At 69.5% G+C, this 13781-nt stretch carries 13 protein-coding genes; 7 read left to right on the top strand and 6 right to left on the bottom strand.

The genetic code is table 11. The features are described 5' to 3' along the window. Nucleotides 1-202: 202 nt before the first annotated feature. The 3 genes from HUW62_RS39355 to HUW62_RS39345 all read left to right on the top strand — a co-directional run bounded on the left by HUW62_RS39355 (nucleotide 203) and on the right by HUW62_RS39345 (nucleotide 1927). Nucleotides 203-520: a DUF2795 domain-containing protein gene (locus HUW62_RS39355; RefSeq protein WP_163866783.1), complete on the top strand. Its 318-nt coding sequence runs from the start codon at nucleotides 203-205 to the stop codon at nucleotides 518-520. 67 nt (nucleotides 521-587) lie between these two features. Then, entirely contained in the window at nucleotides 588-1487 is a 900-nt protein-coding gene (locus HUW62_RS39350) for a hypothetical protein (protein ID WP_176437340.1), read from the top strand. Beyond that, complete coding sequence (locus HUW62_RS39345) at nucleotides 1484-1927, top strand: CoA-binding protein (RefSeq protein WP_163866785.1); 444 nt, start codon at nucleotides 1484-1486, stop codon at nucleotides 1925-1927. The genes HUW62_RS39350 and HUW62_RS39345 overlap by 4 nt, the downstream gene beginning before the upstream one ends. Nucleotides 1928-1954: 27 nt before the next feature. Here the strand turns inward: HUW62_RS39345 and HUW62_RS39340 are convergent, their stop codons facing one another. After that, the gene (locus tag HUW62_RS39340) at nucleotides 1955-2833 is read right to left on the bottom strand and encodes a patatin-like phospholipase family protein (RefSeq protein WP_163866786.1); all 879 of its coding nucleotides are present in this window, start codon (nucleotides 2831-2833) and stop codon (nucleotides 1955-1957) included. Nucleotides 2834-2926: 93 nt separating this feature from the next. Between HUW62_RS39340 and HUW62_RS39335 the strand changes: the two genes are divergently transcribed. Beyond that, the gene (locus HUW62_RS39335; protein ID WP_176437339.1) at nucleotides 2927-3823 is read left to right on the top strand and encodes a metalloregulator ArsR/SmtB family transcription factor; all 897 of its coding nucleotides are present in this window, start codon (nucleotides 2927-2929) and stop codon (nucleotides 3821-3823) included. Next, on the top strand, nucleotides 3820-7329 hold the full coding sequence (metH, locus tag HUW62_RS39330) for a methionine synthase (RefSeq protein ID WP_163866788.1): 3510 nt from the start codon (nucleotides 3820-3822) through the stop codon (nucleotides 7327-7329). The genes HUW62_RS39335 and metH overlap by 4 nt, the downstream gene beginning before the upstream one ends. Nucleotides 7330-7427: 98 nt before the next feature. Here the strand turns inward: metH and HUW62_RS39325 are convergent, their stop codons facing one another. Continuing rightward, complete coding sequence (locus HUW62_RS39325; RefSeq protein ID WP_163866789.1) at nucleotides 7428-8030, bottom strand: outer membrane beta-barrel protein; 603 nt, start codon at nucleotides 8028-8030, stop codon at nucleotides 7428-7430. A gap of 133 nt (nucleotides 8031-8163) precedes the next feature. Here HUW62_RS39325 and HUW62_RS39320 point away from each other — a divergent pair, with 133 nt between their 5' ends. Continuing rightward, nucleotides 8164-9255 carry a hypothetical protein gene (locus tag HUW62_RS39320; RefSeq protein ID WP_163866790.1) on the top strand — a complete coding sequence of 364 codons (1092 nt, stop codon included), beginning with the start codon at nucleotides 8164-8166 and terminating at the stop codon, nucleotides 9253-9255. An 11-nt stretch (nucleotides 9256-9266) separates the two neighbouring features. Here the strand turns inward: HUW62_RS39320 and HUW62_RS39315 are convergent, their stop codons facing one another. The 3 genes from HUW62_RS39315 to HUW62_RS39305 form a co-directional block, all read right to left on the bottom strand. Next, nucleotides 9267-9479: a DUF2934 domain-containing protein gene (locus tag HUW62_RS39315; protein WP_163866791.1), complete on the bottom strand. Its 213-nt coding sequence runs from the start codon at nucleotides 9477-9479 to the stop codon at nucleotides 9267-9269. Between the two features lie 184 nt (nucleotides 9480-9663). Then, nucleotides 9664-10812 carry an A/G-specific adenine glycosylase gene (gene mutY / locus HUW62_RS39310; RefSeq protein ID WP_163866884.1) on the bottom strand — a complete coding sequence of 383 codons (1149 nt, stop codon included), beginning with the start codon at nucleotides 10810-10812 and terminating at the stop codon, nucleotides 9664-9666. Between the two features lie 197 nt (nucleotides 10813-11009). Next, nucleotides 11010-11834, bottom strand: a complete 825-nt coding sequence (locus tag HUW62_RS39305; RefSeq protein ID WP_176437338.1) for an SDR family oxidoreductase — start codon at nucleotides 11832-11834, stop codon at nucleotides 11010-11012. A 109-nt stretch (nucleotides 11835-11943) separates the two neighbouring features. On the opposite strand from HUW62_RS39305, the gene HUW62_RS39300 reads away from it, so the two are divergent. Beyond that, nucleotides 11944-12918 carry a PD-(D/E)XK nuclease family protein gene (locus HUW62_RS39300; RefSeq protein ID WP_163866793.1) on the top strand — a complete coding sequence of 325 codons (975 nt, stop codon included), beginning with the start codon at nucleotides 11944-11946 and terminating at the stop codon, nucleotides 12916-12918. 4 nt (nucleotides 12919-12922) lie between these two features. On the opposite strand, the gene HUW62_RS39295 is transcribed toward HUW62_RS39300, so the two are convergent. Continuing rightward, on the bottom strand, nucleotides 12923-13744 hold the full coding sequence (locus tag HUW62_RS39295) for a tRNA threonylcarbamoyladenosine dehydratase (RefSeq protein WP_176437341.1): 822 nt from the start codon (nucleotides 13742-13744) through the stop codon (nucleotides 12923-12925). Between the last annotated feature and the right edge of the window lie 37 nt (nucleotides 13745-13781).

Below are 13781 nucleotides of genomic sequence, written 5' to 3'. Positions count from 1 at the left end.
AAGGGGTCTTCCAGGGCGGCGAGCAGGCGGTCCACCTCCGAGAAGTCGCCCTCCTGGGCGCGGATGATGGCGGCCTGCGCCATCCAGTTGCGCAGCACGTACCGCGGATTGACGCGCTCCATCCGCGAGCGCCGTCCCCAGATTCCTCGTACCCAGTGACGCACGCCCGGGCCTCGCGGGCCGGGCAGAAAGGCAGCCGCAGATGGCATTCGGAACCGCGGAAGACCCCGGGCTCTCCATCACCCCTCACATCGACTCGGTGGACTACCCGTCGACGCGGGAGGAGCTCGTGGAGTCCGCCGAGGATGGCGGGGCCACCGTCGACATCATCAACGTCCTCAAGTGCCTGCCGAGCAGCGAGTACGCGTCGCGCGAGGCGGTGATGCGAGACCTGGCGGAGGCGGCGCGGCGCTTCTCCCAGGGCGGGCTCCCCGATGATGACGGCGTGCGGCGGGACAGGCGCAACATCGGGCGGGACTTGATGGAGAACGCGCCCGACGGCAGCACGCGTCACCCCTGAGGGACGGACCTTGGAATCGAGGAAGCGCTCGCGGGCGCTGGCCGTTTCTGCCAGCGTTCGCGGGCGCATGCGTCCAGGACTCCTGCTGAGCTGTCTCGTGCTGTCGCTGACATCCGCTTGTCGGAAGCCGTCCCCGCTGCGGGTGCCCGTGCCCACGGTGACGCCCCGGGTGCGCGTGACGTTCCAACCCCCGGTCGACCGGGTCCTCACGGAGTCCCAGCGCGGCGTCCGCGTCGTCGAGAAGGCCGGCGGCGTGGTGCGCGAGGAGGCGGAGCTGACCACCGAGTCCCGCTTCACCCCGAACGAGGGCGGCTGGCTGCTCACGCAGTCGGTGACGCACGCGAAGCAGTCGCGCGCCGGAGTGGAGGTGGAGGGCTGGGTGGACGACGTGCTCCTGCGCTTCGCGCTGCGGCTGCGACTGGCGGCGGATGGCACCTTCGTGAAGCTGGTGGCTCCCGAGGCCGCGGCGGAGGCGGTGCGACAGTCGGTGCCTGCGGGCGTGGACGCGAAGCCGCTGTTGCGCTTCTTCGGCGCGGAGGCGCTGGAGAACCGCACGCGGCGCGAGTGGGAGGCGAAGTTCGGCGGCCTGTTCCAGCGCCATCTGTCGGAGGGGCAACGCACCTGGGCGGTGGACTGGCTGCCAGCAGGCGACACTCAGGTGGCGTATGTGCTGGAGCGCACCGTGCAGGGGACTCGGGACACGGAGTACGGTGACGCGGTGGTGCTGAGCCTTCGGTGCCTGGACACGGTGCCGGAGGATGCGCCGGATGATTTGTCGGATGCGTGGGTGGCGGCGGGGCGGCCGGAGCTGACGCCGGGCGTGACGTGCCAGGGTGAGCAGGTGGTGGCGTACGGCCGCTTCGTGCCGGTGAGCCGCGAGCTCACGGTGAAGGCGCGGGTGGACGGGGCGGCGTGGACGGTGACGATGGAATCGCGAGCACAGGGGCTTCAAGAGGAGGCGCGATGAGCTGGGAAGAGAACCTCATCAGGGACGAAGCGGGCGTGGAGCGCGTGGTGAAGAGCGCTCGGCGGGTGGCGGTGCTGGGCATCAAGACGGAGCAGCAGTCGGGGCAGCCCGCCTTCTACGTGCCGGACTATCTGGCGAGCGCGGGCGTGGAGGTGGTGCCCGTGCCCGTCTACTACCCGGACGTGACGCACATCCTCGGCAAGCCGGTGTTCCGCAGGGTGGCGGACGTGCCGGGCGAGGTGGACCTGGTGGACGTCTTCCGACGGCCGCAGGACATCGACGCGCACGTGGAGGACCTCATCGCCAAGAAGCCGAAGGCGGTGTGGTTCCAGACCGGCATCCGCAACGACGCGGCGGCGGAGAAGCTGGCGCGAGCGGGCATCCAGGTGGTGCAGGACCGCTGCCTGATGGTGGACCACCGGCGCTACGGCGGGCGCTGAAGGCCGAGCGCGCCCGCGAGGGTCAGCTCACCACTGCGCCTGGGCGAATGGCACCGGCGGCCGGGCCAGGGAGACGGCGGCGGACAGGCGCGCCTGGTCCAGGGCGTCGAAGCCGCGCTCCATGGTGGTGGGCGTCACCGGGGGCAGGTTGGAGACGACGACGTAGACGGGAATCTGCCGGCCCTCCAGCACGGTGAGCTGGAGGCGGAAGTGGTCCCTTCGCAGCGCGGCCGAGCCCGCCGCGAGCCCCTGCGCGTACGCCATGGGCCCTCCCACCACCTTGCGCGTCTTGCTCGGCAGGAAGTGCACGAGGATGGCGTCCAAGTCCTTCCCCACGCTGCTGTCATGCAGCGACAGCGCGGGCGCCTTGTCGACGAGCCCGCCGTCCCAGTACAGGTTGCCCTCCAGCGGCACCGCGCGGAACAGGCCCGGGTACGCACAGGTGGCGTGGACGCGCGGGGCCAGCTCCCCCGTGGTGAACACCTCGTGGTTGCCCAGCGTCAGGTTCGCGCCGACGAGGAGCAGCGGGTGCGGCAGGTCCTCGAACGTCCTCGCGCCCAGCGTGTCCTCGAGCAGCCTGCGGAAGCGCGCGCCCTTGAGCAGGCCCGTGAGGCCGTGGCCGCTGGCGTCCGCGTTCATCACCGCGCCAATCGGGTCCGGGTCCCAGAAGTTGGCCCGCGTCTGGCGCAGCACCAGCTCCTCAATCGCGTGCACCGGCATGCCCGCCGCCGCGTAGGCAGCCACCATGCCGCCCGCGCTCGTCCCCGCGTACGCATGCGGCTTGAGCCCCGAGCTCGCCAGCCCCTTGAGGAAGCCGGCGTGCCCGTAGAAGCCGAAGTAGCCCGCGGAGAGGACCAATCCGAACCGCTTGCCTTGGAGGAGCTGGTGCAGGGAGGGAGAAGCCATGTCCCACATCTACCACTGTCCGCCATGAAGCACGCGGTGCGTCGAAAGTCCGCTGGCCACCAGCGGGGCATCGACATATGTTGATGCGGCGATATGGAAGCCCTCTCCCAATCCTTCCGGGCCCTCGGAGACCCGACGCGGCTGCGCATCCTCCGGCTGGTGTCGGAGGCGCCGCTGAACGTGACGGAGCTGGTGTCGCTGGTGGGTGTGGCGCAGTCGTCGGTGTCGCACCACCTGGGGAAGCTCAAGGGGCTGGGGCTCATCCGCGAGGAGCGGCAGGCGGGCTTCAGCTACTACTCGCTGGCGCTGGAGGGGGATGACACCCGTTGGCCCCTCATCCGGCTGGCGCGAGAGGCCGAGGACGCGGCGGGTGATTCGGCGCGGCTGATGGACCTGCTTCGTGCGCGCGAGGACCGGCAGGCGCTCAACGAGCGGCTCCTGGAGCCGGGCCAGTCCTGGTTCCTGTGGGCGGGCGCGCTGGCGTCGCTCTTGCCGCCCCTGGACGTGGCGGACTTCGGCTGTGGCACAGGGGTGTTGAGCGTGGCCATTGCCCGCTGGGCGCGGCACGTGTGGGCCATCGACCAGAACGCGGAGGCGTTGGATCAGGCGCGCGCGCGGGCCGGGCGTGAGCAGGCCACCAACGTCACCTTCCTGTGCGAGGACCTGCAGCGGCTGTCGCTTGCGTCGGGGCGGATGGACCTCGTGGTGATTTCGCAGAGCCTCCACCACGTGGAGGACCCCGCCAGCGTGTTGGCGGAGGCGGCGCGGCTGCTCAGGCCGGGTGGCCGGTTGGTGTTGTTGGAGTTGATGCCGCACGAGGAGCGCTGGGTGGTGGAGCGGCTGGGCCACCGCCACCTGGGCTTCGAGCCGGCGCAGTTGGAGACGGCGCTGCGTGAGCGGGGCTTCGCGTCGCTCACCCGCGAGGCGCATGCCCGCGACGGTGCCAGCCCCTTTCGAGTCTTTCTGCTGACTGGAGTGAAGCCATCATGACGAGTCCCACTGCCCTTCCGCCCCCTTCTGGAGAGAACGGTCGCCGCGTGGAGGCCCTGCGCACCGCGATGCGTGAGCGCGTGCTGGTGCTGGACGGCGCCATGGGCACGCTGCTGCAGCAGCTGGACCTCAAGGCCGCGGACTTCGGCGGCGCCGAGTTCGAGGGCTGCAACGAGAACCTGGTCCTCACCCGGCCGGACATCATCCGGGACATCCACGCGCGCTACTTCGCGGCGGGCGCGGACGTGACGGAGACGGACAGCTTCGGCGGCACGCCGATTGTCCTCAACGAGTTCGGCCTGGGGCACAAGGCGCTCGAAATCAACGAGGCCTCCGCGCGACTGGCGCGTGAAGCCGCCGCCGAGGCCGAGGCGAAGGACGGGCGGATCCGCTGGGTGGCGGGCTCGGTGGGGCCCACCACCAAGGCCATCAGCGTCACCGGAGGCATCACCTTCGAGGAGCTGATAGAGAACTTCGCGGTGCAGGCCGAGGGCCTCGCGCTCGGCGGCTCCGACTACCTCCTGGTGGAGACGGCGCAGGACACGCGCAACATCAAGGCGGCGCTGCTGGGCATCGACCGCGCGTTCCGCAAGCTGGGCTACTCGTTGCCGGTGGCGGTGTCTGGCACCATCGAACCCATGGGGACGATGCTCGCGGGACAGAGCGTGGAGAGCCTGGCCGCGTCGCTGGAGCACGTGGAGTTGCTGTATCTGGGGCTCAACTGCGCCACGGGTCCGGACTTCATGACGGACCACCTGCGCTCGCTGGCGGCGCTGAGCTCGTTCCCGGTGTCGTGCGTGCCCAACGCGGGCCTGCCGGACGAGAACGGCAACTACCTGGAGACGCCGGAGATGCTCGCGCGCTCGCTCACGCGCTTCTGTGAGCAGGGCTGGCTCAACGTGGTGGGCGGTTGTTGCGGCACGCAGGAGGGCCACATCCGCGCGCTGTCCCAGGCGGTGAAGGGTCTGAAGCCGCGCTCGTCCCTGCCCAAGCCTCGCTCCACGCTGTCCGGCGTGGACTACCTGGAGGTGACGGACGAATTGCGCCCGGTCATTGTCGGCGAGCGCACCAACGTCATCGGCAGCAAGAAGTTCAAGGAGCTCATCGTCGCGGGGCAGATAGAGGACGCCTCGGAGATTGCCCGCGCGCAGGTGAAGCGAGGCGCGCAGGTCATCGACATCTGCCTGGCGAATCCGGACCGGGAAGAGCTGGACGACATGCGCGAGTTCCTGGAGGTGGTCATCAAGAAGGTGCGCGTGCCCTTGATGATTGACTCCACCGACGAGCGCGTCATCGAGATGGCCCTGACGTACAGCCAGGGCAAGGCCATCATCAACTCCGTCAACCTGGAAGACGGAGAGGAGCGCTTCGAGAAGGTGGTGCCGCTGGCGCGACGCTTCGGCGCGGCGCTGGTGGTGGGCTGCATCGACGAGATTGGCATGGCCGTGACGCGCCAGCGAAAGCTGGAGGTCGCGGAGCGCTCGTTCGAGCTCTTGACGAAGAAGTACGGCATGAAGGCGGAGGACCTGTACTTCGACCCGCTCGTCTTCCCGTGCGCCTCTGGCGACGCTCAGTACACGGGCAGCGGCGTGGAGACGGTGGAGGGCGTGCGGCTCATCAAGCAGCGCTTCCCGCAGTGCCGCTCCGTGCTGGGCATCTCCAACGTGTCCTTCGGTCTGCCGACGGCGGGCCGCGAGGTGCTCAACTCCGTCTTCCTGTACCACTGCGTCCAGGCGGGCCTGGACATGGCGCTGGTCAACTCGGAGAAGCTGGAGCGGTACGCGTCCCTGCCCGAGGAGGAGCGGAAGCTCGCGGAGGACCTGCTCTACAACCGGGGCACGGACCCGGTGACGCCGTTCGCCGCGCACTTCCGCGAGCGCAAGCCCCCCAAGGCGCAGGTGAGCACGCTGCCGCTGGAGGAGCGGCTCCAGCGCTACATCATCGAGGGCTCGCGCGACGGGCTCTTCGCGGACCTGGAAGCGGCGATGGCGAAGTACGCGCCGCTGGAAATCATCAACGGGCCGTTGATGAAGGGCATGGACGAGGTGGGCCGGCTCTTCGCCGCCAACGAGCTGATTGTCGCGGAGGTGCTCCAGAGCGCCGAGTCGATGAAGGCGGCGGTGGGCTTCCTGGAGCCGCACATGAGCTCCGCCCAGGCGGCGATGCGCGGCAAGATTGTCCTGGCCACGGTGAAGGGTGACGTCCACGACATCGGGAAGAACCTGGTGGAGATCATCCTCGCCAACAACGGCTTCCACGTGGTGAACCTGGGCATCAAGGTGCCGCCCGAGCAGTTGGTGAAGGCGGTGCGTGAGCACAAGCCGGACATCGTCGGCCTGTCGGGACTCCTGGTGAAGAGCGCGCACCAGATGGTGGCCACGGCGGAGGACTTGAGGCGCGCGGGCGTGGACGTGCCGATTCTGGTGGGCGGCGCGGCGCTCAGCCGCAACTTCGTGGACCGCAACATCGCTCCGGCATACGGCGGCGGCACGGTGGCCTATGCGCAGGACGCGATGAGCGGCCTGGACCTGGCGAAGCAGATTGTCGACCCGTCCTCGCACGCGAAGCTGCGTGGTGAGCTGAGCGAGCGCCGCGTGAAGCTGGCGCAAGAGGTGAAGGAGCGTCCTCGCGTGGAGGCTCCGACGTCGCGTGCGCGCAGCGCGGAGATTCGCATCCTGGACACGGTGCCCTCCGCGCCGGACTGGGAGCGGCACGTGCTGACGAACACGCCGCTGGACCACATCTGGAAGTTCATCAACCCCGTCATGTTGTACGGCCGGCACCTGGGCCTGCGCTCGTCGTCGCGTGCACTGGGCACTCCGGCGGAGGCGGAGCTGGCGAAGACGGAGGAGGGGCGCAAGGCGCTGGCGCTGAAGGAGGCGGTGGAGGAGCTCAAGGGCATGCTGCGCGGCGGGCTGATGCAGGCGCGCGCGGTGTTCCAGTTCTTCAAGGCGGGCAGCGACGGCAACCGGGTGGTGCTCTTCGATGGGAGCACCGGCAAGGAAGCGGCGAGCTTCGAGTTCCCCCGGCAGGACCGAGAGGGCGGCCTGTGCCTGGCCGACTACCTGCGTCCGCTGGAGCGCGGCGTGCCCACGGACAACGTGGGGATGTTCGTGGTGACCGCGGGCTCGGGCATCCGTGAGCTGGCCGAGGGCCTCAAGGCCAAGGGCGAGTTCTTGAAGATGCACGCGGTGCAGGCGCTCGCGCTGGAGACGGCGGAGGGCTACGCGGAGCTGCTGCACACGCAGTTACGCAGCATGTGGGGCACGCCGGACAAGCCGGACATGACGATGCTGGAGCGCTTCCGCGCGGAGTACGCGGGCAAGCGCTACTCGTTCGGCTATCCCGCGTGTCCTCGACTGGAGGACCAGTCCAAGCTCTTCGTCGCGCTGCGCCCGGAGGACATCGGCGTGCAGCTCACCGACGGTTGCATGATGGAGCCGGAGGCGTCCGTGTCCGCCATCGTCTTCCACCATCCGCAGGCGTCGTACTTCTCCGTGACGTGAGAGGCGCGAGCGGCCCGGGAGGGAGTGCGGTTCCGTCCCGGGCATCGTTCTTTTCGTGATGTGAGCGGAGGTGCCGTGAGGCCGAGCGGCCTGGCTCGTCAGAACCGGCCGCCCAGGCTGAGCCCCGCTGTGAAGAGGTCTCCGTCATCCTCGGCGCCAGGGGCGAAGTCTCCGCCGCCCGCGAACACGCGATAGGTGGCGCGCGCCCCGGCCGTCACCCCGTTGTAGCGGTACTCAATCCCGGCGGTGAGTGGCACCTCGGCCAGGAAGGTGTCGTCGAACTGGCGCGCGTTGGCCTCCGACGTCGCGTCCAGGTAGGTGACGCCCACGCCCGCGCCCAGGAAGGGCTTCCAGCGCTCGCGCACGGTGGGCCCCATCTTGGCCAACGCTCCCACGTTGTGACGCCACAGTGTCGCGTTGTCGATGTCCGCGAAGCCATTGGCGGAGCCCTCGTAGCCCAACTCCAGGCCCACCGCGGGCAAGAGCTGCGCATCTGCCTGGAGCCCCAGGAACGTGCCCACGTCCGTCTCCGTACCCAGGTCGCCGGTGTAGGCCGTGACACCGCCTCGGACGGTGAGGCCGGGGGCGCCGAAGAACGGAGCCGGCTGCTGCTTGCGCGGCGAGTCCTCCTTCGCGAGGGAGGGGGCTGCCCAGCCCAGGGTCGCCAGCAGGGCACCTGTTCGCCAGATTGGAAGCAGCATGTCGGTTTCCTCCTCCTTCGGACGCCCCTGGGGGCCTCCGGCGAGGATGAGGTCGCCTCGTTCGGAGAAGGCCCGGCGCCCGGGGGAGCCCGAGGTGCCCCGCTGGCGGAGGGAGCGGGTAGACTCCCCGGCCATGAGCGCCCCGAACATCCGCCGAGCCGTCCAGTTGCTGCCCGCCTGTGCGACGACGGGCATTGGAAGCCTGCCCCATACGCAGGTGGAGCTGGGGCTCCAGGTCGCCCTGTCGATGGACATCCCGTTCCTCCCGCAGCTCCCCGTGGGAAAGCCCTCGGAGCTGATGATTCCAGCGGCGCTCGAGGGCCTGCCGGGCCTGCGCTTCGACGAGGAGGGCCTGTGCACCGTGGACCTGAAGGCCTGGGAGGAAGGGCGCGGCGAGTTCGAAGCGAAGCTGGACGCGGCCCTCGCAGCGGGGACGCTGGAGGCGTACGAGCCCACCCCCGAGGCCTGCCGCGCGTGGCGCCCGTTCCTATGGGAAGTGGAGCATCGCAAGCTGGCGTTCGCGAAGGCGCAGCTCGCGGGCCCGTTCACGGTGCGCTCGGTGGCTCGCACGGACTCGGGCCTGTCCGCACTGGAGGTGCCGGGGTTGGACCAGGTGATTTTCCGACTGGTGCTGGCGCGCTCGCTGGCGATGGTGAAGGCGCTGCGGCGCGCGGGCACCACGCCGCTGTTCTTCCTGGACGAGCCGGGGCTCTATGCCTTTCAGCGCATCAACCCGCGCCACCTGCTGGCGCTCCAGGAGCTGAAGTTGCTGGTGGTGGCGCTCCAGCGTGAAGGCGCGCTGGTGGGGCTGCACTGCTGCGGCAACACGGACTGGGCCGCGCTGCTGGACGTGCAGCCGGACCTGTTGTCGCTGGACGTGAGGCTGTCGCTCGACGCGATGCTGGAGGAGGGCGAGGCGCTGGAGCGCTACCTGAACTCTGGCGCGACGCTGAGCCTGGGCATCATCCCCACGGACCTGGCGTCGACGTACGAGGTGACGGAGCTGGCGGACTCGGTGGAGGCCTCGCTGAAGGCCGCGCTGCCTCGCGGCTTCACGTTCCCCCGGGCGGTGTCGACGGTGTTGCTGACGCCCGCGTGCGGATTGGCGATGCGCTCGGTGTTGGACGCGGAGCGAGTCCTCGCCGAGCTGAAGGTGGCGCAGCGGAGGCTGCGTGGAGCGCTCGAAGCCGAGCGCCCCGTGCTGCACTCGCCGCCTCCACACTGAGGGCGGTGTGACTACTGACGGCCGAGCTTCAGCTCACGTTCGGCCTGTTGCCAGTCCTGGTCGTGACTCCCGTGGTTGCCGCCGCGCGCCAGATAGATTTCATAGGCGCGCCGGGCAATCTGCTCATGCGGAATGGGGCCGCGTGAGGCCTTGGCGTCGTTGGAGTGTTCCGTGGGCTGCGTCGCCGTCTGCGGGGTCGGCTTGTGGGTACTGTTGCGAGCCATCGAGGCGCCTCCGGGAAAGGGCGCGCGAAGATTGAGCCTCGGTGGGTGCTCGCGAAAGCGACCCGGTGCGTCGGAGGTTGGCGACGCGACACGACGTGGCAGGCCGTGTCGCACGGTGGACAACCGGACCCACGCGTGACGTGGATGTGGCGTGACTCGCGAGGCCGAGCGAGCAGGCACGGCCCTACTTCAGCGCGGTCATCGCCGCGTCGAGCGCGCGCTGCATCGCGGTGCTCATTCCGAGCGTCGCCGCCTCGGAGGGCGTGCACCAGCGAAGCTCCTGGAACGCCGCCGAGCGGGTGGGGCGCAGCGGGCCCGAGACGCGATAGAGGCGCAGCGTGAGGTCGCGGTGGGTGAGCTGGCGCTTCACCGACCCCAGCATTGCCTCCAGCTTCACGCCCACCCCCAGCGCGGCGGTGAGGCGAAGCGTGGTCTCCGGCTCGGTGGCGTCCTCGTCCACCTCGACGGCGGGAAGCTCCCACAATCCGCCGAAGAGGCCGGAGTCCGCGCGCCGGGCGAACAGCAACGTGTCCGCGTGGGCCCAGACGGCGAGGGCCAGTGTCAGCTTCTTCGGCGCGGCGCGAATCTTGGCGGGAGGCAGCTCATCCACGCGGCCCTTGCGGAAGGCGACGCAGCCGGTGCGCACGGGGCACAGCAGGCACAGCGGGTTCTCCGGACGGCACGTCGTGGCGCCGTGCTCCATGAGGGCCTGGTTGAAGTCACCGGGCCTCTCTCCCTTGACCAGCAGGGTGGCGAGGTCCCAGAGCGTGGCCTCGCGCTCGCGGTCGCCGGGGAGGCCCTCGACTTCGAAGAGGCGCGACAGCACGCGAGCGACGTTGCCATCGACGAGCGGAGCTTCCTCCCCGAAGGCGATGGAGGCCACGGCGCCGGAGGTGTAGCGGCCGAAGCCGGGGAGGGTGAGCAACTCCTCGGCGGTGGAGGGCAGCTTGCCGCCAAAGCGCGACACCATCTCCTGGGCGGCGCGGTGCAGGTTGCGAGCGCGCGAGTAGTAGCCCAGGCCCTTCCAGCCAGAGAGCACGTCATCCAACGGCGCGGAGGCGAGGGCGAGCAGGGTGGGGAAGCGCTTGAGGAAGCGCTCCCAGTAAGGAATGACGGTGGCCACCTGCGTCTGCTGGAGCATGACCTCGCTCAGCCAGATGGCGTACGGGTCCTTCGTCCGGCGCCAGGGCAGGTCACGCTTGTTCCGGTCGTACCAATCCAGCAACGGCCCACGGACCGAGGCGAGGTGCGCGGCACTCGGAGTCACCGTGGGAACACGGGACGACACGGCGGTGCGCGGCGGGCGACCGCGCTTCGCACGGGGAGGCTCCATGGGAGGCGCCGCGTCGACGAGATCCGAGGACTTGTCGAGCGTGGCTCCAGGCGTGCGCGGCGGACGCCCCCGGCGGGGACGAACCGAGTCCTGCTCCGTCACGGGACCATTCGGGGTCGCCGCACCCAGGTCGAGCATCCCGAGCTGTGTCTGGACGACCGGAGTGGCGGCGCGCTTCGCGGGGCGACTGCGGGGACTCATGCGTCTTTCTTCACGGGGTTTGCCATGCGGTGGGCAACACGGTCGAACAGGCCGGGGACGAACCGGTTGGCCAGTACCATGACGCGGCCAGGGAGGGTGAGGATGGTGTCGCGCCGTCCGCGCACGCTCGCGCGCACCATCGAAGCGGCGACCTCCTCCGACGACATGGCCTTCAACGGAACGGCCTCCTGCGCCCAGCCCTCCGCGTTCAACCGGTGCTCGCGAAACTCGCTCTCGGTAAAGCCCGGGGACACGAGCAGCACGCGGATGCCCTCCGTCGCCAGCTCCGTGCGCAGCGACTCCGTCATCGCGTTCACCGCGGCCTTCGACGCGCAGTACCCGCCCAGCAGCGGCAACCCGCGATGTCCCAGCACGGAGCTGACATTCACCACCTGCGCCCCACGCCGTCCGCGCAAGAGCGGCAGCGCGGCGCGAGTCACCCGCCACAGCGCGAACACGTTCAGCTCGAAGACCTGCCGGAGCTGCTCCTCGCTGATGGACGCCAGCGGCCCGTAAAGGCCCTGGCCCGCGTTGTTCACCAGCACGTCCAGCCCACCGAAGGCGGCCCGCGTCCCACGCATGAGGTGCTCCACATCCTCGCTGCGTGTCACGTCGCACCGCACGGACAGTGCCCTGACGCCGAGTGACTCCACTTCACGGGCCGCGTCCTCCAGGCGCTCCAGCCGCCGGGCGGCGAGCACGATATTCGCCCCCGCCGCCGCGTAGGCCCGAGCCGCCGCGCGGCCGATGCCGCTGGAAGCTCCCGTGATGAGGACCACTCGCTCCTTGAAGGGTTGGCTCTTCATGGTGCCGGAGACCATACTCTTGGGGTAACCCACCCGGACTGTCATTCAACCTACCCCGAGGGCTCGTTTCCTCGCCTGTTCCCCTTCTGGTGGAGCGAGCGAACGCCTAGGATGCGCCGCTTCCATGCGGCGCCCCCCTCTCAGCAACGACTTCTCCTGGTCCAAGAGCCGCCACGAGAAGTTCTCCGAATGCCTGCGCTCCTACTACTTCTATTACTACCGCTCGTGGGGCGGCTGGGAGCCGGACGCGCCGAGGGACGTGCGGGAGCTGTACGTGCTGAAGAAGCTGGCCAACCGCTTCAGTTGGGCGGGCAGCATCGTGCACGAGCAGATCAAGGACGTGCTGCTGGACTGGCGCGCGGGGCGCACCGTCGACCCGGCCGCGGTGGAAGCGCGGGCCCGCAAGGTGATGCAGGACGACTTCCGCCACTCGCGCGGGAAGCTCTACTGGACGCAGAAGTACCGCAAGCCCTTCACCGGACTCGTCGAGCACGAGTACGGCGAGACGCTGGCCGACGAAGCCTGGAAGCAGAACTGGGAGACGGTGCGCGCGGCGCTGGCGTGGTTCTTCACGTCGCGCTGGCCCGTCATCGCCAAGGGCCTCAAGCCCGAGCAGTGGCTGGAGGTGGACGCGGGCTTCGACTTCGCCCACTTCACGCTGAACGGGCTGAAGGTGTTCGCCATCCCCGACTTCGCCTTCGTCGACGCGGACGGCACGCCCGTCGTGGTGGACTGGAAGACGGGCAAGTCGCGCGACGGCTATGACGAGCAGGTGCTCGGCTATGCGCTCTACGTGTCGCAGCGCTACCGCTTCCCGGTGGAGAAGGTGCGCGCGTCGCTGGTGTATCTCAACGAGGGCAAGGAGCACGACGTCCAGGTGGACCTGGGCGCCATGGAGTCCTTCCACCAGCACTTCGAGACGAGCGTGGCGAAGATGCGCGCGCTCTTGAAGGACCCCGCGACGAACACGCCGCTGGACGCGTCCGCCTTTCCAGTGTCGGAGTCCCTGTCGCCGTGCATGCGCTGCGTGTTCCGCCGTCCCTGCGGGCGCGAGGCCGCCGTGGTGGCGCAGCAGGCCGCGCCCCAGCAGGTGGCGTGAGGCGCTAGCGGGTGGAGGCCAGCCGGCGCACGACGACGCCGGCCGCGTTCATCCCGAAGCACGACGTGACGAAGGACACGCTGCCATCAATCTGCGTGCGGTGGTCGCACGTGTGGAAGTCGTTGTCGTTCGGGCACACGCAGAGGAAGCCATCGGTGGCGTCGTCGTAATTGAGGGCCACCGGCATGCGCCGCGCTTCGATGGAGTAGACGGCGGTGATGCCGGTGTGCCGGTCCGTCTCCACGCCGTACTTGCGCTTGAGCAGCTTGCGGATGTCCTTGGCGAACGGGTCCATGTGCGTCTCGGACAGGTCCTCCACGCGAATGGCAGTGGGGTCCAGTCGCGCGGCGGCGCCCATGGAGCTGACCACCGGAATGCCCAGCGACACGCAGCGGTGCAACAGGTGCAACTTCGCCTTCACGTTGTCGATGGCGTCGACGACGAAGTCGTACTGGCCGGCCTGGAGCATCTGCTCGGCGATTTCCTCGCGGTAGAACTCGCGCACCGCTTCGATGCGGGCCTCCGGGTTGATTTCCCGGCAGCGCTGCGCCATCAGCTCCGCCTTCGGCTTGCCCACGGCCTTCACCGTCGCGTGGAGCTGGCGGTTGGTGTTGGTGACGCATACGTCATCGTGGTCCACCAGCGTGAGGTGGCCGATGCCGCTGCGCACCAGGCCCTCGGCCGCGTAGCTGCCCACGCCGCCCAGGCCGAACACCACCACGCGCGCATTGGCCAGCCGCTCCATCGCCGTGTCGCCCAGCAGTCGACCCGTGCGGTCGAAGCGCCGGGACAGCTTGAAGGGACGGGCGAGCGAGCCTGTCGCCACATTCGGCGGGGTGGCGGGCTGGGGCTCGGGCTGAGGA

This window comes from Myxococcus sp. AM011 (assembly GCF_013372595.1).
Lineage (GTDB): Bacteria > Myxococcota > Myxococcia > Myxococcales > Myxococcaceae > Myxococcus > Myxococcus eversor.
This window is presented reverse-complemented; position numbering and strand designations above follow the sequence as displayed.